This window comes from Streptomyces sp. NPDC023157 (genome assembly GCF_055560575.1).
This window is the reverse complement of record NZ_JBVHIL010000004.1, coordinates 113,447-131,491: the sequence shown is the minus strand read 5'-3', so window position 1 is coordinate 131,491 and position 18,045 is coordinate 113,447. Positions and strand designations below refer to the sequence as shown.

Here is an 18,045-nt window from a genome sequence, read left to right as displayed (position 1 = left end):
GACGATGGAGAAGCGTGTGATGACGGACGGCAAGCGCCGTAAGAGCCTGGTGGCCGCGGCCGCGGTGCTCGGCGGCGTGCTGGTGCTCACGGCGTGCAACGACGGCGACAAGGGCGGCAGTGCCGCCGACGCCTCACAGAACGCGCAGGCCCAGGTCGACGAGGCAGCCGCGCAGAAGACCTCCAAGGCGCAGATCACCATCTCGCCGAAGAACGGCGCCCAGAACGCGTCGATCAACAACGACGCCAAGGTCACCGTCGCCGACGGCAAGCTGACCGACGTCAGCATGACGTCCGCCGAGGGCGCCAAGGTCGAGGGCCAGATATCCGCCGACGGCCTCAGCTGGAAGCCGACCGGGGCGCTCAAGCGTGCCACCGTCTACAAGATCGCGGCGACCGCCCAGGACACCGCCGGCCTTGAAGCCCACGAGAACTCCTCGTTCACCACGGTCTCGCAGGCCAACAGCTTCATCGGCAACTTCACGCCGGAGGACGGCTCCGTCGTCGGCGTCGGCATGCCGGTCTCGATCAACTTCAACAAGGGGATCACCGACAAGAAGGCCGTCCAGGGTGGCATCAGCGTCACCTCCAGCAGCGGCCAGGAGGTCGTCGGCCACTGGTTCAACTCGCAGCGGCTCGACTTCCGCCCCGAGAAGTACTGGACCGAGAACTCCACCGTCACCATGAAGCTGAACCTCGACGGTGTCGAGGGCGCGGACGGCGTCTTCGGTGTCCAGCAGAAGACGGTCACGTTCAAGATCGGGCGCAACCAGGTCTCCACGGTCGACGTGGCCACCAAGACGATGACCGTCAAGCAGGACGGCCAGACGATCAAGACGATCCCGATCTCCGCCGGCTCCCCGGAGAACACCACCTACAACGGTGAGATGGTGATCTCCGAGAAGTTCAAGGAGACCCGGATGAACGGCGCCACCGTCGGCTTCACCGACTCCGACGGCAAGGGTGAGTACGACATCAAGGACGTGCCGCACGCCATGCGCCTGTCCACGTCGGGCACCTTCATCCACGGCAACTACTGGGGCTCCCGCTCGATCTTCGGCTCCGTGAACACCAGCCACGGCTGCGTGGGCCTCGCCGACACCAAGGGCGCCGGCGACCCCAACCAGCAGGCCGCCTGGTTCTACGACAGGTCGATCGTCGGCGACGTCGTCATCGTCAAGAACTCCAAGGACAAGACGATCGCTCCCGACAACGGCCTCAACGGCTGGAACATGAGCTGGTCGGCGTGGAAGGCCGGCTCCGCCGTCTGACCCGTACACACGCATACGCCGAAGCGGCCCCCTCGTCTCCGAGGGGGCCGCTTCGGCGTAGGGCGGGGGCGCTGCTTCCGTAAGCCGGTGGGCTACGTCCGTACGTCGGGCCGCTACGTCCGTACGTCGGTGTGCTCGTCCACGCCCCACTGCGCCAGCAGCCGCAGCGCGTCCGCCGACGGCGTCCCCGGCTCCGCGTGGTACGTCACGAGCATCAGGTCCGGGTCGTCGCCCGGGACCTTCAGCGACTCGTACGACAGGGTCATCTCGCCGACCAGCGGATGCCGCACCCGCTTCGTCCCGTGGCCCTTGTCGGTCACCGTGTGCGCCGCCCACAGCGAGCGGAACTCCTCGCTCCTGACCGACAGTTCGCCGACCAGCGCGAGCAGTTCCTGGTCGTCCGGGTGCAGCCCCGCGTACAGCCGGAGCACGCTCACCACCTCGACGGCCTTGCACTCCCAGTCGACGTACAGATCGCGCGCGTTCGGGTCGAGGAAGACCAGCCGGGCCATGTTCCGCTCGCGCGGCTCCCAGGCGGCGAAGTCGCCCATCAGGGCCCGCGCCATCCGGTTCCAGGCCAGGATGTCGCCCCGCCGCCCCAGGACGAAGGCCGGGACGGTGTCCATCGAGTCGAGGAGCTGCGTCAGACCCGGCCGGACCTTCTGCGGGCGGGCGGCCTTCTGCCGCTTCTTCACCGTCGGCTTCGCCAGATGCGTCAGATGCGCCCGCTCGGTGTCGCTGAGCCGCAGGGCCCGCGCGATCGAGTCGAGCACCTCCATGGACACGTTGCGGCCGTTGCCCTGCTCAAGGCGGGTGTAGTACGCCACCGACACCCCGGCCAGCTGCGCCAGCTCCTCCCGCCGCAGCCCCGGCACCCGCCGGTGCCGCCCGAACTCGGGCAGCCCCACGTCCTGCGGCTTCAGCCGGGCCCGGCGGGAGCGGAGGAATTCGCTGAGTTCGGAACTGAGGTCCATACGTCCCCAGTATTCCCGCTCGGGCCGGGAGAAGCGCCGGTGTGCCTGACCCTGCCAGTGGTAGGCACGCGGGACGTAGGCAGAACAGTGGTCTGGGCGCGGCCGCCGGACTCCGGCAGGCTTGCCGCCATGACCACGAACGTTTCCGCTTACGCAGCGCCCGCCGCCAACGCCCCGCTGGAGCGCACCACCGTGCCGCGCCGGGCCGTCGGCGAGCACGACGTCCTCATCGAGATCAAGTACGCCGGTATCTGCCACTCCGACATCCACCAGGCCCGCAACGGCTGGGGCGAGGGCATCTTCCCGATGGTGCCGGGCCACGAGATCGCCGGAATCGTCACCGAGGTCGGCCCCGGCGTCACCAAGCACCAGGTCGGCGACCGCGTCGGCGTCGGCTGCTTCGTCGACTCCTGCCGGACCTGCGAGTACTGCGAGCGCGGCCTGGAGCAGTACTGCGTGACCGGCGGCACCGGCACGTACAACGCCCTCGACACGAACGGCGAGCCCACCTACGGCGGCTACTCCAGCCACATCGTCGTCGACGAGAACTACACCCTGCGCATCCCCGAGGGCATCTCCCTCGACGTCGCCGCCCCGCTGCTGTGCGCCGGCATCACCCTCTACTCGCCGCTCGCCCACTGGCAGGCCGGCCCCGGCAAGAAGGTCGCCATCGTCGGCCTCGGCGGTCTCGGCCACATGGGCGTCAAGATCGCCCACGCGCTCGGCGCCGAGGTGACCGTGCTCAGCCAGTCCCTGAAGAAGCAGGAGGACGGGCGCGAGCTGGGCGCCGACCACTTCTACGCCACCAGCGACCCGGAGACCTTCGACAAGCTGGCCGGCACCTTCGACCTGGTCATCTCCACGGTCTCCGCGCCGCTGAACTTCGACGCCTACCTGCGCCTCGTCAAGACCGACGGCGCCCTGGTCAACGTCGGCGCCCCCGAGGAGCCGGTCAAGGTCAGCCTGTTCTCCCTCATCGGCGGCCGCAAGACGCTGGCCGGCTCGATGATCGGCGGCATAGCCGAGACCCAGGAGATGCTCGACTTCTGCGCCGCGCACGGCCTGGGCTCGGAGATCGAGGTGATCCCCGCCGACCGGATCAACGAGGCGTACGAGCGAGTCATCGCCTCCGACGTGCGCTACCGCTTCGTGATCGACGCGTCGACGATCTGAGCCGGACCGCACGGGCCGGGGCATGACGTCCGGGGTAATCGACCCCGGACGGCCTGCCCCGGCACGCTGTCCCCATGACCGCGTACGCCATCGGAAACCTGCACCCGAAGCCCCGCCTCGACGAGGAGGTCCTCGTCTACATGGAGCGCATCCAGGACACCCTGGACCCCTTCGGCGGGCACTTCCTCGTCCACGGCGACCGCGCGCGCGAGGTCCGCGAGGGCACGTGGCCCGGCGCCCTCGTGATCATCGCCTTCCCGACGTACGAGGACGCCCGCGGCTGGTACGACTCCGCGGCCTACCAGGCCCTGATCCCGCTGCGCGCCCGGCACATGACCGGCGACGTGCTGCTGATCGACGGCGTGCCCGAGGGCTACGCGACGGCCGACACGGCGGCGCTGCTGCGAGCGGGCGCCGACCAGGCCTGAGGTGCCGCCCCGGACATGGCCCGCAAACTGCGTGGCCGAGTTTCGGCAGCTCGGCATAGGCTCCGCGCTGTGCCGTCGCACGGCGCGGCGGTTCGAGGGAGGGGAACGAGCGCACGTGAGCATGAGGAGACTGGCGGGAGGACCGGCGGTCGTCGCGATCGCGGCGTCGCTGTCCGTCGTCATGAGCGGCCCGGGCACCGCACAGGCGGCGAACAGCACCCATGTCCTGCCCGTGTCGTCGCACCGGCAGACGATCGCCGACGGCACCCACCACCAGGTGTATTCCAGCGCGCCGGGCAACGACGCCGTCGTCGTCAGCGATTTCGACGGCAGGCTCGTCAAGACCATCGAGCACCTCGACGGCGCCTGGGGCTTGGCCCTCTCGGGGGACGAGAAGACGCTCTACGTCGCACTGCCCGAGGTGGACGCCATCGCGGCCGTCGACACCACCACCCTGAGCGAGACCCGCCGGTTCGCGATCGGGGACCCCTACGGGCCGCAGAACCTGGCCGTCGCCGGAGGCAAGCTGTGGTTCTCCCACGGCGACACCGGCGAGGGAGCCATCGGCTCGATCGACATCGGGGCGCCGGAGCCGGTGGTTGACCTGGGCGACGTACCCCAGGGCACCTGGTACGGGCAGCCGCTGCTCAGGGCCGCCTCGGCCGAGAGCGACCGGCTCGTGGCCGGCGAGACCGCGGTCTCGCCCGCCGAGCTGAGGGTCTACGAGGTCGGCTCGGGGCACGCGCAGGTGATCGCGCACAACGAGACCCCGGGCGGAATGGTGAAGGACATGGCCGTCACCCCGGACGGCCAGAAGGTCATCACCGCCGCCACGCAGCCCGATTACCACCAGCAGTTCCGGCTCTCCGACCTCACCCAGATCGGGCAGTACGACAGCGGCCTGCTCCCCAACAACGTGGCCGTCGCCCCTGACGGGACCGTCGCCGTGGGCATCGAGCTCGGAGAGGACGAGGACGTGTGGGTGTACCGGCCGGGCGAGACCGCTCCGGCCAGGATCATCGACCTGGGCAACGGGGGCTACCCCGAGGTGGTGCCCCAGTCGCTCGCCTGGGCCCCGGACAAGAGCCGGCTGTTCGCTGTGCGCTTCACCTTCGACTCCCAGGTCATCCTGGAGGTCGTCCAGGACCCCGTCGCGGCGAGCGCAGCGGCCGCTGGCGAGACCACTCACTGACCGAGGCCTGAACGCCGGGCGTTCCGCTCACGGACAAGGGCCGGGGCGCCCGCCCCGGCCCTTGTCCCCCACTGGACCTTCGGCGGACCTACTCCGCCTTGGCCACCCCGATCGGGCACGACACTCCCGTGCCGCCGATCCCGCAGTATCCGGCCGGGTTCTTGTCCAGGTACTGCTGGTGGTAGCCCTCGGCCGGGTAGAACGGGCGGCCCTCGGCCGGGAGGAGTTCCGTGGTGATCGTGTCGTAGCCGGAGCCGGTCAGGACCTTCTGGTAGGCCTCGCGGGACGCCTCGGCCGTCGCGGCCTGCTCGGCGGAGTGGGTGTAGACGGCCGAGCGGTACTGGGTGCCGACGTCGTTGCCCTGGCGGAAGCCCTGGGTCGGGTTGTGCGACTCCCAGAACAGCTTCAGGAGCTGCTCGTACGTGACCTTCGACGAGTCGAAGACCACCCGGACGACCTCGGTGTGGCCGGTGAGGCCCGAGCAGACCTCCTCGTACACCGGGTTCGGCGTCGGACCGCCCTGGTAGCCGACGAGGGTCGTCCAGACGCCCTCGGTCTGCCAGAACTTGCGCTCGGCCCCCCAGAAGCAGCCCAGGCCGAAGTCCGCGACCTCCAGGCCCTCCGGGTAGGGGCCGAGGAGCGGGGTGCCGAGGACGGTGTGGCGCTCCGGGACCGCGAACTCGGGCTCCGGGCGGCCGCGCAGGGCCTGGTCGGCGGTGGGGAGGACGGGGGTGCGGGACAGGAACATGCGGCATCTCTCCTCGACGGGGGCTCTGAGCACAACGCCGGGGGGCCCCGGCGGATTCCCGACGGGGGGCCCGGAAGCGCGGCCGACAGGAGCCCACGGAAGCGCGGCCGCCGGAGGCCCCGGAAGCACGGCCGCTCATGCGTCGGCCGGTGCACCCGCCGGACCGCCCCGCCCACGCGCCCGCTAGGCCGCCCGCCGGACCGCCCCGCCCACGCCCCCGCTAGTGCGCCAGCGTCGCCGGGCTGCCGCCGTTCGCCTCGTAGCCGGCCACCGCCAGGTTCCGGTACACCGTGTACTCCAGGGCCGGGTCGCCGCTCAGCGTCCACGGCAGCGCGCCCACGTAGCCGTCCACGCGGACCAGCAGGCGCATCGCCTCCTCCCAGCGCTCCGCGCGCACCAGGAAGTGCACGAGCAGATGGCGTACGTGTGCCAGCATCGGGTCGTCGGGGCGGGCCGAGTGCACCGCGTACAGGGCGCCCTCCATCGCCTTGGACACGACGGCCGTGCGGTAGTAGTCCTGCACGATCACCAGGTCCGGCTGGTGCTCGAAGACGGCGAACAGCGGCAGCGCGGCCAGCAGCGAACCGTGCGGGGCGCGGGCCGCCGCCGTGGTCGCGAAGTGGTCCGCCTCCTCGCGCGAGCCGTGCCACTTCTCGCACCAGTAGTGCAGCGCCGCCAGATGCGCCCCCATGTGCTGCGGCGCCCGGTCGATGACCTTCGCCCACACCTGGTCGAACTGCTCGTGACTGTCGCCGAGACCCCGCGCGACGGCCAGCTCGGAGATGTACGGCACGGGGTCGCCCGGCGCGAGCAGCGCCGCCTGGCCGCACGCGGCGCGCGCCTCCTCCAGGATGATCCGGAAGTCGTCGGTGCCGGCCGCCGAGGAGCGCCACGCCTGCTGCACCAGGAACTCCGCGTACACCTGCGCGCAGCCGGGGTCCTTGGGCGACTCGGCCCGCCAGGACCGCAGCCACGCCCCGCCGACACCGGGCCGTTCGGCCAGTTCGAGGGAGGCGGCGCCCGCGAAGGCCTGCACCCGCTGCCAGCGCGTCTCGCCCTCCTTCGCGGTGCCCTTCAGGAGCTGCGAGGCGGCCCGCCAGTCCTGCGTCGCCTGTACGACGTCGAGCACGTCGAGGAGGTCACGGTCGGCTCCGGGCAGCCGTACGTCCTGCTGTTCCTGCCGGAGGAAGCCGTACGCCTCCGGGTCCGCCGCGTCGGGGGCGCCGGGCGCCACCTGCCGGATGCCGCCGCCGCGCCGGCGCAGCACATAGGGGCCCAGGACTCCGAAGAGCAGCCCGAGCGCGATCAGGAACCACAGAATCTCCATGTGTCCATTGTCCAGGACACCCGGTGAGACATACGGCGGCGGCGGGGGCTGCTCGGTACTACGCTCCTGAATCATGAGCGACCAGCACTCTCACCAGAGCTTCGAGACCCGCGCCATCCACGCGGGCAACACCGCCGACCCGCTGACCGGCGCGGTCGTCCCGCCCATCTACCAGGTGTCCACCTACAAGCAGGACGGTGTGGGCGGGCTCCGCGGCGGCTACGAGTACAGCCGCAGCGCCAACCCGACCCGTACCGCCCTGGAGGAGAACCTGGCGGCGCTGGAGGGCGGCCGGCGCGGCCTCGCCTTCGCCTCCGGGCTCGCCGCCGAGGACTGCCTGCTGCGCACCCTCCTCGTGCCGGGCGACCACGTGGTCATCCCCAACGACGCGTACGGCGGCACCTTCCGCCTCTTCGCGAAGGTCGTCCAGCGCTGGGGCGTGGACTTCTCCGTCGCGAACACCTCCGACGTCGAGTCGGTGCGCGCCGCGATCAACGAGCGTACGAAGCTGATCTGGGTCGAGACCCCCTCGAACCCGCTGCTCGGCATCACCGACATCGAGGCCGTCGCGGGCGTGGCCCGCCAGGCCGGCGTGAAGCTGGTCGTCGACAACACCTTCGCCTCGCCGTACCTCCAGCAGCCGCTGGCGCTCGGCGCGGACGTCGTCGTGCACTCGCTCACCAAGTACATGGGCGGTCACTCCGACGTCGTCGGCGGCGCCCTGGTGACGGCAGACGAGGAGCTCGGCGAGGAGCTGGCGTACCACCAGAACGCGATGGGCGCGGTGGCCGGCCCGTTCGACTCGTGGATCGTGCTGCGCGGCATCAAGACGCTCGCCGTCCGCATGGACCGGCACAGCGAGAACGCCGCGAAGGTCGTCGAGATGCTGACCCAGCACCCGAAGGTCACCCAGGTCCTCTACCCGGGCCTGCCGGAGCACCCGGGCCACGAGATCGCGGCGAAGCAGATGCGTTCCTTCGGCGGCATGATCTCCTTCCGCGTCGAGGGCGGCGAGGAGGCGGCGGTCGAGGTCTGCAACCGCGCCAAGCTGTTCACCCTGGGCGAGTCCCTCGGTGGCGTCGAGTCGCTGATCGAGCACCCGGGCCGGATGACCCACGCGAGCGTCGCGGGCTCGGCCCTGGAGGTCCCGGCGGACCTGATCCGCCTCTCCGTCGGCATCGAGAACGTCGACGACCTGCTGGCCGACCTGCGCGAGGCGCTGGGCTAGTCGGTACGTCGCCACCGTCGGTCCGTCCGTCCTTACGGAAGCGGGGCCGGGTCCCTCACGGGCCCGGCCCTTTCGCGTACGGCCCCTGCTCGTACGGCCCTTGCGCCTACGGCCCCGCCCCCGTCACCAGCCTTCGAGCGGCGGGGTCGTCCCGGCCGGCGGGACCTCCCAGGGGCGGACCACCGAGGCCCAGACGACGAAGGCGCAGGCGGCCAGGGCGAGCAGCGTCCACCAGAGCCGCCGCATCGCGCGGCCCCGGTGCAGCAGCCGTACGCCGCGGGCCGTGGCCCGGGCGGCGAGGTCGCCCGGTACGTGCGGGTGCGAGGTCTCCAGCATGCGGCGGACCTCGTCCTCCTTGTGCTCGTGCCGGTTCACGAGGCCGCCCGCAGGGCCGTCACGGAGCGGGCGCAGACGGCCCGTACCCGCTCCTCGGGCAGTCCGAGCAGGGCCGCGGTCTGCTCCTCGGCCACTCCCTCGTACAGCCGGAGCACGACGATCAGGCGTTCCTGCGGGGTGAGCGCGGAGAGCACCCCGCCCAGGCCGCGGTGGTGCCGCCAGGCGGTGCGGGCGAAGCGCAGGGCGAGATCGGCGCGGGTGACGTCGTACGGGTCCTCGCCGCGCAGCCGGTCCCACTGGGCGTAGGTGTGGGCGAGGGCGGCGGTCAGCAGGGCCTGGGCGCGCGGGTTGCGGTGTGCGGGTTCGGTGGTGAGCAGGGTCGCGGTGTGCAGCAGCCGGCCCGCCGCCCCGGCGACGAACGCGTCGAACTCCCGGGTGCGGTAGGCGTTTTCGCCGCTGGGGCCGTCGTGGCCGTGGTGGCCGGATCTCCGCTCGCGCACCTCCTCATATGAGGGCAGCGCGCGCCCGGGGTCAAGACTCCGGTGCGGACTCCGCAGGGGCGGCGGCCTCCTGGACGACCGGAAGGCCCGACTGGCGTGCGGAGAGCGCCGAGTTGAAGCGGGTGAGCAGGGTGCAGAAGGACTCCCGCTCGTCGGGCGTCCACCCGTCGGTGACCTCGGCCATCAGCTGCCGGCGGGAGCCCCGGACCTCCTCCAGGCGGGCCTGCCCGCGCGGGGAGAGCTGGAGGACGACGGCGCGCCCGTCCTCGGGGTGGGAGGTGCGCTTGACCAGGCCGGTGTCGACGAGCGGGGCGACCTGGCGGGTGACCGTGGAGGAGTCGATGCCCATGCCGGCGGCGAGCGCCTTCACGCCCATGGGCCCCTCCTGGTCGAGCCGGTTGAGCAGCAGGTACGCGGCGCGGTCCATGGAGTTGCGGAGCTGCCCGGTACCGCCGAGCCGGGTCTGTTCGGCCCGCCGCGCGAAGACGGCCACCTGGTGCTGGAGGGCGTCGAGGAGACCGGGGTCAAGCTCAGTCGTCATGTCCTGAGATGTGGGCATGGCTGTGGGGGCTCTCTCGTGCGGTGGTCGGTTGGTGGGGGACAGAGTACGCGGACCTGCCGGGGTCCGTACCGGCGCTGCGCGATCCGGATGCGAACGGGCTCCCGGCCGGGCGGGACACGTGTTCTCCGGGCGGCCACGGACCGGCTGAACTGCGAGACTTGATGTCATGACCTTCCGTACGCCAGACCCCTTTCCACGCCTGATCCTCGACGACGTGCGCGGCGCGCAGAAGATGCTCGCCGGGGTGGCCCGGATGACCGCGCTGGAGGGCAGCCGGCACCTGTCCGCACTGGTCGGCGCACCGGTGCACCTGAAGTGCGAGAACCTCCAGCGGACCGGCTCGTTCAAGCTGCGCGGCGCGTACGTGCGGATCGCGGGGCTGCGGCCGGAGCAGCGGGCGGCGGGGGTGGTGGCCGCCTCGGCGGGCAACCACGCGCAGGGCGTGGCGCTGGCCTCCTCGCTGCTCGGGGTGCACGCGACGGTCTTCATGCCGGTCGGCGCCCCGCTGCCGAAGGTGGCGGCGACCCGCGAGTACGGGGCGGACGTGCGGCTGCACGGGCACGTCGTGGACGAGACGCTGGCGGCGGCCGAGGAGTACGCGCGGGAGACCGGCGCGGTCTTCATCCACCCCTTCGACCACCTCGACATCATCGCCGGCCAGGGCACCGTCGGCCTGGAGATCCTGGAGCAGTGCCCCGAGGTCCGGACGATCCTCGTGGGCGTCGGCGGCGGCGGCCTGGTGGCGGGGATCGGCCTCGCGGTGAAGTCGCTGCGGCCCGACGTGCGGGTCATCGGCGTGCAGGCGGAGGGGGCGGCGGCCTATCCGCCCTCGCTGGCGGCGGGGCACCCGGTGGCGGTCGAGTCGCCGGTGACGATAGCGGACGGGATCCGGGTGGGGCGCCCCGGCGACGTGCCGTTCGAGATCGTCAAGGAGTACGTGGACGAGGTCCGGACCGTCTCGGAGGACGAGCTCGCCTCGGCGCTGCTGCTCTGCCTGGAGCGGGCGAAGCTGGTCGTGGAGCCGGCCGGCGCGAGTCCGGTGGCGGCGCTGCTGTCCGATCCGCGCGCGTTCGGGCGGGGGCCGGTGGTGGCGGTGCTGTCCGGCGGGAACGTGGACCCGCTCCTGATGCAGCGGGTGCTGCGGCACGGCATGGCGGCCGGCGGGCGCTATCTGAGCCTGCGGGTGAAGGTGACCGACCGGCCGGGGGCGCTCGCGACGCTGCTCGCGGTGCTGACGGTGGTGGACGCCAACGTCCTGGACGTCGGCCATGTGCGGACCGATCCGCGCCTGGGGCTCACGGAGGTCGAGGTCGAACTGCACCTGGAGACGAAGGGGCCGGAGCACTGCGCGGAGGTGGAGGCGGCGCTGCGGGAGGCGGGGTACACGGTGCTGGGGTGAGACGGGGCCCGGGGGTGCGGGGGCACCCCCGGGGCCGTCGTTACACCATGCGGCGGAAGGTGCGGATCCTGTTCGCGGCGGCTTCGTTCCCGAGGCCGGTCACGGTGGTGGCGAGAGCGTCCAGGAGCGGTCCGACGCTCCGCGTCTCGCCTCCGGCGATGGCCGTCGCCGCGGCGCTCAGTGCCTGCGCGCGCTCGAGGAGCTCCGCGTTCGCCGTGGCGCCCTGGATCCTCTCCAACTCCAGGAAGACGCCGTTCAGGGCGCCGGGTACCTTTGCCCTGCTTCCTCCGGCCGGATACGGGGTCGAGCGGCCGCTCTCGTTCATCCGCCGGAGGGCCGTACGGCCGGCTTGGCACGCGTCGGCTATCCGCCTGCCGTAGTCGACGGGTGCCGCCTCGACGGGCGGTGCGACGGGCGCCGGGGCCGAGATGTCGGGCAGCGGTCCGGCGTGGTCCGTGGCCTGCTGTGCGCCGCGGAGCGCCTCCGTGGACCAGTCCTTGAGGAGATCGGCGTCGTGCTGCAGCTCGTCGAAGCTGACCTTCTGGCGCCCGAACCTCCGCAGTTCCAGGGGGACGATGGGGATGCCATCCACCGTCTCTTCCCTCGCCTTCCGGTCGTTCAGCACGGTCATGGCACCGAACGCGTCGGTCTGGTGGACCTGGCGGGCGGTGGCGACGCGCTTGCGCAGGGAGGTCTCGGCGTACTTGCGTCCCTTCTCGGCCACCGCTCCCGTGCCCCACTCGGCGAGGGGGACCCCGTAGCACTCCCCGAAGACGCCCATGACGCCTTCGTAGTTCGTGTCCAGGAACGCCCTGGCCGGCTCCGGCAGGAACCCGCCGACGGTCTTGAGGTTGACCCGGGAGAGGACCGCGGTCTTGTTCTTGCCCAGCGTCAGCCTCTGATCGGCGCGCTCCTGTTCGGCCAGGTCGCCGACGGCGGCCAGCTGGGTGTAGAAGAGGGCGGCGAAGCCCCGTAGTTGCTCGGCGGCCGTCGTCGGCCGGACGGCCCCGTCCACATCCATGCCGTCCCCGCCCCCGCCATCGAGGAAGAGGTCGGCCACCCGTCGGCCGAAGTCGAGGCTTTTGGAAAGGTGTACCGCCGCCTTCGAGTTGTCCGAGATCCGGGTCTTCGTGCCGCCCGGGTTGCCCGGTTCCGGCTCGGTCAGCATGTGGTGGAAGAAGCCGGCCATGCCGTGCAGGGGAACGCCCACGGTCTGATGGGCGAACAGTCCGTCCCCGTAGCCCGGACGGCCCCGCGTCTCGTTGTGCACGCGTTCGGGAGCCGCCCGGAGCGTGTTTCCGAGCAGTCCGGTCTCGTCGTGCGTGAACTCCGGGCCGGAGTAGAGGTTCGTGAGGGTCTTCTCCTCGTTCGTCGAGCCGGCCTCGGGGAGGTAGAGCCTGCGGTGCATGTCCTTGAGGGTGTCGAACATCGCGCCGGAGTCGCCGTGCCGGGTCTCTCCAGGAAGGACGTTCATCGGCGGGGTGACGAATTCCGCGTTCGTGTACTGGCCCCCGCCTCTGACGTTCCGCTTGTCGCCCACCATCTTCACGCCGCTGCTGTGCGTGACGAGGATGGGCCCCGACATGTCCACCTCCTCGCCCTGGGCGTTGTACCCCTTGACGTTGCTGCCGTCCGCCCGGGACACGGGCCGGTCCGTCTCGATCTCCAGGCCGATGGCGCGCTGGACGCCGACCGTCGTGCCGGTGGGCTGGGCCGGCGCCACGGCCTCCGGGGAGGCGCCCGGGGCGGGGGCCGGGCGGCCGAGGGCCTGGCGCGCGTTGGCCTCGGCTTCCCGCTCGAAGCGGTCGGAGGGGTCGGAGACCTTCAGGCCCGCCCCGTTGTCGGTGCCGGCCACCGGGCCCTGGCGCTGCTGGATGACGTGGGTGAGTTCGTGGGCGAGGGTGTGCCGGTCGGTGCCGCCGTCGCCGATGACGACGTGGTTGCCGGAGGTGTAGGCGCGGGCGCCGACCTCGGCGGCGGAGGCCTTGGCGGCGGAGTCGGTGTGGAGCCGTACGTCGGAGAAGTCCGCGCCGAGCCGGGCTTCCATGTCGGTCCGGGTGGCCTCGTCCAGCGGGCGCCCCGGCGCGCGGAGCACCTCGTGCACGGCGGACCGCTGCACCGTGGGCTGCTGGTGTCCGCAGCCGCTGCCGTGCTGGTGCTGCTCCTGGGCCCAGGGGTGGCCGGCCTGGCGGAGCAACTGCACGACGGCCGCGTTGCCCGCCGTGCCGAGCAGCCCGGGCAGTGCGGGAGTCGAGGTCTCCGGCGCCCGCACGGTCCTGCCGGTGTGCGTCCCGCCGGCCTCCGTCCGGTCCGGCCGGCGGGCGCCACCCGCCCTGTCGTCGTTCGGGGTCCGCACGGGGCCCCCTTCCTCTTCGGCGTCGGCGTGGACTTCCTGAGTACCCGGCGGGGGACCGCCGTTTCGAGGTGCGGGCGGGCAGAACCGGGCGACTGATCGGGCAGCGTGTCCACAGAGGTTGTGTATCGCGATGTATCGCGTTAGTGTGTGGTCCGGGTCACATATTCGCTGGGCGCTGCCCGTCCGGCGTCCCTAGACTTGGACGGAAGCGCTCGAATCCGGCCATGACCGACAACCGAATCCCGCCCAACTCGCTGGGAGAACCCACATGCCAGGCGCGATCCACGCCGAAGGTCTGGTGAAGACCTTCGGCGACGTACGAGCTCTCGACGGGGTGGACCTGGACGTGCCCGAGGGCACCGTCCTCGGCCTCCTCGGACCGAACGGCGCGGGGAAGACCACCGCCGTGCGCGTGCTCACCACGCTCCTCCAGCCCGACAGCGGCAAGGCCTTCGTCGCCGGGATCGACGTGCTCAAGCACCCGAACGAGGTCCGGCGCAACATCGGCCTCTCCGGCCAGTTCGCCGCCGTCGACGAGTATCTGACGGGCCGGGAGAACCTCCAGATGGTCGGCCGGCTCTACCAGTTGAGCGGCAAGGCCGCCAAGGCCCGGGCCGGCGAGCTCCTGGAGCGCTTCCACCTCGCCGACGCCGCCGACCGCACGGCCAAGACCTACTCCGGCGGCATGCGCAGGCGCCTCGACCTGGCCGCCGCGCTGGTCGTCTCCCCGCCCGTCATGTTCATGGACGAGCCCACCACCGGCCTCGACCCGCGCAACCGGCAGGCCCTGTGGGAGGTCATCCAGGAACTCGTCGCCGGCGGCACGACCCTCCTCCTCACCACGCAGTACCTGGAGGAGGCCGACCACCTGGCGCACGACATCTGCGTCATCGACCACGGCAAGGTCATCGCCCGCGGCACCTCCGACCAGCTCAAGGCCCAGACCGGCGGCGAACGCGTCGAAGTCGTCGTCCACGCGCGCGAGATGATCCCGCCGGCCCGCGAGGTCCTCGCGCGCTACGGCCTGGCCGGCGTCGGCCACGGCGAGATATCCGTGGAGGAGCACACCCGCAAGCTGACCGTCCCGGTCGCCGGCGGCGCCAAGCTGCTCGCCGAGGTCATCCGCGACCTGGACGCGGTCGGCGTCGAGATCGACGACATCGGCCTGCGCCGCCCCACCCTCGACGACGTCTTCCTCTCCCTCACCGGCCACACGGCCGAGCGGGCCGAAGACGAGAACGGGGCGAACGGCGAGAACGGCGCGAACGGCGGCCCGGGCGGGGGCGGCAGGAGCACGCGGGGCGGTCGCGACGGCGGGGACGGCCGGGACGACCGCGATGACCGCGACAAGGTGACGGAGGCGGCCAAGTGACCACCCTGACCGAGATCTCGGCCCCGGCCAAGCCGCGCGGCGGCGTCACCCAGTCGATCCACGACTCGCTGGTCGTCACCAAGCGCAATCTGATCCGGATGATGCGCATCCCCGAGATGATCATCTTCGGTCTGATCCAGCCCGTGATGTTCGTGATCCTCTTCACGTACGTCTTCGGCGGCTCCATGCAGATCGGCAGCACCACCGACCCGAACGTCTACAAGAACTTCCTGATGGCGGGCATCTTCGCCCAGACGGTCACCTTCGCCACGGCCGGCGCGGGCGCGGGCATCGCCGACGACATGCACAAGGGGCTCATCGACCGCTTCCGCTCCCTGCCCATGGCCCGGGGCGCGGTGCTCACCGGCCGCACCCTCGCCGACCTGGTGCAGACCGCGCTGACCCTGCTCGTCCTCGCGATCGTCGCCCTGATCATCGGCTGGCGTCCCGGGTACGCGGCACCGACCAACTTCCTGAAGGTCATGGCCGGTTTCGGTCTGCTGCTCCTCCTCGGCTACGCCTTCACCTGGATCGGGGCCCTGATCGGCCTGTCCGTACGCACCCCGGAGGCGGCGACGTCCGGCGGACTGATCTGGCTCTTCCCGGTGACCTTCATCTCCAACGCGTTCGTCGACACCAGCAAGCTGCCCGGCTGGCTCCAACCCGTCGCGGAGTGGAACCCGTTCAGCGCCACCGTGCAGGCCTGCCGCAAGCTGTTCGGCGATCCCGGCCTCTCCCCGTCCGACGCGTGGCCCATGGAGAACCCGGTGTGGGCGTCGCTGATCTACTCGATCCTCATCGTCGTCATCTTCCGGACGCTGTCGGTGCGGAAGTACCGGTCGGCGACGGCGTGAGCCCGAGCAGTGACCCGGGCGGGCCGGATCAGGGGGCGTAACCGGAGGCCACCAGGCCGTCGGAGAGGGCGACGAAGACCGCCCCTCCGGCGGCCAGGACGCTCGCCGAGCCGGAGTCGGCCGGGCCCGTCGCCTTCGGCTCGACGTAGGCGGCGCTCCTGACGTCGGACGCCGGGGGCGTCTTCTCCGCGGGCAGCGAGGAGACGTGGGTGCCGGTGACGGCGAGGAGCCGGTCGCCCGCGAAGAACACCTGCTCGCCGCGCACGCTCTCCTGCCAGTGCTCGGCACCCGTCTTCAGGTCGTAGGCGTGGAGGGAGGTGCCGTCGTTCAGCGCCACGACCCCCTCCGCGCTGACCGCCGTCGCCTGGGCCGGCCGCACCCCCTCGCCGATCGTGCGCACCCGCCGCAGCGTCCCCGCGTCGAGCACGGTCACACCGTCGCCTGAGCCCTCGCACAGCACGCTGTCGGCATGGACGGTGACGGCGTAGCAGCCGTACGCGTCCGAGCCGCGCGCCGTCTCCTTGCCGTCGCGGGCGTCCAGCGCGAGCACCCGGCCGTTGCCGGGCACGAAGACCGCACCGCCCGACGCGACGGGGGACTCCGGCAGCACGTCGAGCCGCCGCTGCCACAGCTCCTGGCCGCCGTCGCTGCCCGGCTTCACCGCCGTGACGAGGCCCGAGCTCTCGTCGGCCGTCCCGATGTACGAGGTGTAGAGCACCCCGCCGTGCAGGTCGGTGCCCTTCACCGCCCAGCCGCCGTCCGGCAGCCCGCGCTTCCAGCGCTCGGCGCCGTCCTTCAGGCCGTACGCGGTGACCCCGTCGCCGCCGGTGACGGCCACCAGATCGCCGACGACCGCCGGGTACTGCGGGGCCGTGCGCGGCGCCGCACCCCGCCCCGGCTTCGACCACAGCACCGTGCCGTCGGCGGCGGAGAGCGCCGACACCGCGCCGCCCGGACCCGAACAGACCAGCACCTCGGGGGAGAGCGCGCAGGCCCCCACCTCCCCGCCGAGCCGCCGCGTCCACGGGGACCAGCCCGCGGGGCGCGAGGACCGCTGGGTGCCGACCGTCCCGTAGTCGCCGCCGTGGCCCTCGCCGCCGTACGGCAGGACGACCTGGCTCAGCGTGCGCGGGGCGGGCGGACCGGACGTGCCCGCCGACGGCGAGGTGCTCCCGGAAGGCCCCTGGCCGACCGAACCGCCGTTCTCACCACCCCGGTTGAGGAGGAAGACCCCCGCTCCGGCCACCACGGCCACCGCCACCACGGCCGCCGCGATCCGCCCCCAGGGCCGTCGCGACGGCGCGGCCACGGCCGGTTCCACCGGCCGGTACCCCACCGCCGTGGGGGAGTACGGCACGACCGGCCCGAGCGTCGGCAGGTCCGCCACGCCCGCGCCCGACGCGGCCTCCTCCCCGGCTCGCCGCGCGGCCTCCCCGTACTCGGCGAGCAGCGCCAGCACCCCGCCCGGCCACGGGAACGCCTCCGGCACCTCCGCGCCGCCCAGCAGCCCCACCAGCTCGGCGGCCGACGGGCGCTCCGCCGGATCGAGCCGCAGGCACCGCTCCACGACGGGCCGCAACTCCGCCGGGACGGAGGCCAGTTCTGCGTCGGCCCGGCTGATGCGGTAGATCACCGCCGCCATCTCGTCGTCGTGGAAGGGCCCCCGCCCGCTCGCCGCGAACGCGAGCACCGCGCCCAGGCAGAACACGTCCGACGCGGGCACCACCGCCCGGCTGCCGGTCAGATGCTCCGGCGACATGAAGCCGGGCGAGCCGACCACCAGACCGGTCGAGGTCAGCGCGGTCGCCTCGAAGGCCTGCGCGATGCCGAAGTCGATCAGCTTCGGCCCGGCCGCGCCGAGCAGCACGTTCGCCGGCTTCAGGTCCCGGTGCAGCACCTTCGCGCCGTGCACCGCGTCCAACGCCCGCGCCAGCGTGGCCCCGAGCGCCCGCACCGCCGCCACGGGCAGCGCCCCGGACCGTACGACCGCCTCCGCGAGCGAGGGGCCCGGCACGTACTCGGTCGCCAGCCACGGCGCCGGCGCGTCGGCGTCCGCGTCGACGAGCCGTGCCGCGTACGGGCTGTCCACCGCCCGCGCCGCCGTGATCTCGCGCCGGAACCGGGTCCGGAAGTCCCCGTCGACCTCCAGGTCCTCCCGGACCGTCTTCACGGCGACCATCCGGTACGGATCGGCCGTCGGCTCGTCCGCCCGGCAGGCCAGATGGACCTCGCCCATGCCGCCCGCGCCGAGCCGGGCGAGCAGGCGGTAGGGGCCGATGAGCCGCGGGGGCCCGGCGGGGAGTGCTTCCAGCACGGGAACGCGCCT

At 72.3% G+C, this 18,045-nt stretch carries 16 protein-coding genes; 8 read left to right on the top strand and 8 right to left on the bottom strand.

What is annotated here, in order from left to right; genetic code table 11:
- Positions 1-4: 4 nt before the first annotated feature.
- The gene (locus ACZ3ZE_RS15535; RefSeq protein ID WP_361175917.1) at positions 5-1,270 is read left to right on the top strand and encodes a L,D-transpeptidase; all 1,266 of its coding nucleotides are present in this window, start codon (positions 5-7) and stop codon (positions 1,268-1,270) included.
- A 113-nt stretch (positions 1,271-1,383) separates the two neighbouring features.
- On the opposite strand, the gene ACZ3ZE_RS15530 is transcribed toward ACZ3ZE_RS15535, so the two are convergent.
- Positions 1,384-2,244, bottom strand: coding sequence for a helix-turn-helix transcriptional regulator (locus tag ACZ3ZE_RS15530; RefSeq protein ID WP_361175919.1), 861 nt, complete (start codon positions 2,242-2,244; stop codon positions 1,384-1,386).
- Positions 2,245-2,373: 129 nt separating this feature from the next.
- On the opposite strand from ACZ3ZE_RS15530, the gene ACZ3ZE_RS15525 reads away from it, so the two are divergent.
- The 3 genes from ACZ3ZE_RS15525 (at position 2,374) to ACZ3ZE_RS15515 (ending at position 5,037) form a co-directional block, all read left to right on the top strand.
- Positions 2,374-3,417, top strand: coding sequence for an NAD(P)-dependent alcohol dehydrogenase (locus ACZ3ZE_RS15525; protein ID WP_467259377.1), 1,044 nt, complete (start codon positions 2,374-2,376; stop codon positions 3,415-3,417).
- A gap of 74 nt (positions 3,418-3,491) precedes the next feature.
- Positions 3,492-3,845 carry a DUF1330 domain-containing protein gene (locus ACZ3ZE_RS15520; RefSeq protein ID WP_361175925.1) on the top strand — a complete coding sequence of 118 codons (354 nt, stop codon included), beginning with the start codon at positions 3,492-3,494 and terminating at the stop codon, positions 3,843-3,845.
- Positions 3,846-3,960: 115 nt separating this feature from the next.
- Positions 3,961-5,037, top strand: a complete 1,077-nt coding sequence (locus tag ACZ3ZE_RS15515) for a YncE family protein (RefSeq protein WP_361625414.1) — start codon at positions 3,961-3,963, stop codon at positions 5,035-5,037.
- A gap of 88 nt (positions 5,038-5,125) precedes the next feature.
- On the opposite strand, the gene msrA is transcribed toward ACZ3ZE_RS15515, so the two are convergent.
- Both msrA and ACZ3ZE_RS15505 read right to left on the bottom strand, forming a co-directional pair.
- Entirely contained in the window at positions 5,126-5,785 is a 660-nt protein-coding gene (gene msrA, locus ACZ3ZE_RS15510) for a peptide-methionine (S)-S-oxide reductase MsrA (protein ID WP_467259374.1), read from the bottom strand.
- Between the two features lie 220 nt (positions 5,786-6,005).
- Positions 6,006-7,112 (bottom strand): hypothetical protein, encoded by a 1,107-nt coding sequence (locus tag ACZ3ZE_RS15505; RefSeq protein ID WP_361175930.1) that lies wholly within the window; start codon positions 7,110-7,112, stop codon positions 6,006-6,008.
- A 73-nt stretch (positions 7,113-7,185) separates the two neighbouring features.
- On the opposite strand from ACZ3ZE_RS15505, the gene ACZ3ZE_RS15500 reads away from it, so the two are divergent.
- Positions 7,186-8,340 carry a cystathionine gamma-synthase gene (locus ACZ3ZE_RS15500; protein WP_361175933.1) on the top strand — a complete coding sequence of 385 codons (1,155 nt, stop codon included), beginning with the start codon at positions 7,186-7,188 and terminating at the stop codon, positions 8,338-8,340.
- 123 nt (positions 8,341-8,463) lie between these two features.
- Here the strand turns inward: ACZ3ZE_RS15500 and ACZ3ZE_RS15495 are convergent, their stop codons facing one another.
- The 3 genes from ACZ3ZE_RS15495 to ACZ3ZE_RS15485 are packed head-to-tail and all read right to left on the bottom strand — an operon-like array spanning position 8,464 to position 9,735.
- Entirely contained in the window at positions 8,464-8,715 is a 252-nt protein-coding gene (locus ACZ3ZE_RS15495; RefSeq protein ID WP_361175936.1) for a hypothetical protein, read from the bottom strand.
- A complete protein-coding gene (locus ACZ3ZE_RS15490; RefSeq protein ID WP_361175939.1) occupies positions 8,712-9,176 on the bottom strand; it encodes a sigma factor-like helix-turn-helix DNA-binding protein in 465 nt (154 codons plus the stop codon). The genes ACZ3ZE_RS15495 and ACZ3ZE_RS15490 overlap by 4 nt, the downstream gene beginning before the upstream one ends.
- A gap of 31 nt (positions 9,177-9,207) precedes the next feature.
- Positions 9,208-9,735, bottom strand: a complete 528-nt coding sequence (locus ACZ3ZE_RS15485; RefSeq protein ID WP_361175942.1) for a MarR family winged helix-turn-helix transcriptional regulator — start codon at positions 9,733-9,735, stop codon at positions 9,208-9,210.
- A 169-nt stretch (positions 9,736-9,904) separates the two neighbouring features.
- Between ACZ3ZE_RS15485 and ilvA the strand changes: the two genes are divergently transcribed.
- Entirely contained in the window at positions 9,905-11,137 is a 1,233-nt protein-coding gene (gene ilvA / locus ACZ3ZE_RS15480) for a threonine ammonia-lyase (protein WP_361175945.1), read from the top strand.
- Between the two features lie 40 nt (positions 11,138-11,177).
- Here the strand turns inward: ilvA and ACZ3ZE_RS15475 are convergent, their stop codons facing one another.
- On the bottom strand, positions 11,178-13,493 hold the full coding sequence (locus tag ACZ3ZE_RS15475) for an eCIS core domain-containing protein (protein ID WP_442305453.1): 2,316 nt from the start codon (positions 13,491-13,493) through the stop codon (positions 11,178-11,180).
- A gap of 268 nt (positions 13,494-13,761) precedes the next feature.
- Here ACZ3ZE_RS15475 and ACZ3ZE_RS15470 point away from each other — a divergent pair, with 268 nt between their 5' ends.
- Both ACZ3ZE_RS15470 and ACZ3ZE_RS15465 read left to right on the top strand, forming a co-directional pair.
- Complete coding sequence (locus tag ACZ3ZE_RS15470) at positions 13,762-14,865, top strand: ATP-binding cassette domain-containing protein (protein WP_467259371.1); 1,104 nt, start codon at positions 13,762-13,764, stop codon at positions 14,863-14,865.
- Positions 14,862-15,719 (top strand): ABC transporter permease, encoded by an 858-nt coding sequence (locus tag ACZ3ZE_RS15465; RefSeq protein WP_361175950.1) that lies wholly within the window; start codon positions 14,862-14,864, stop codon positions 15,717-15,719. Before ACZ3ZE_RS15470 ends, ACZ3ZE_RS15465 begins: the two co-directional genes overlap by 4 nt.
- 28 nt (positions 15,720-15,747) lie before the next feature.
- Here the strand turns inward: ACZ3ZE_RS15465 and ACZ3ZE_RS15460 are convergent, their stop codons facing one another.
- The gene (locus tag ACZ3ZE_RS15460) at positions 15,748-18,033 is read right to left on the bottom strand and encodes a protein kinase domain-containing protein (protein WP_467259368.1); all 2,286 of its coding nucleotides are present in this window, start codon (positions 18,031-18,033) and stop codon (positions 15,748-15,750) included.
- Positions 18,034-18,045 lie beyond the last annotated feature (12 nt).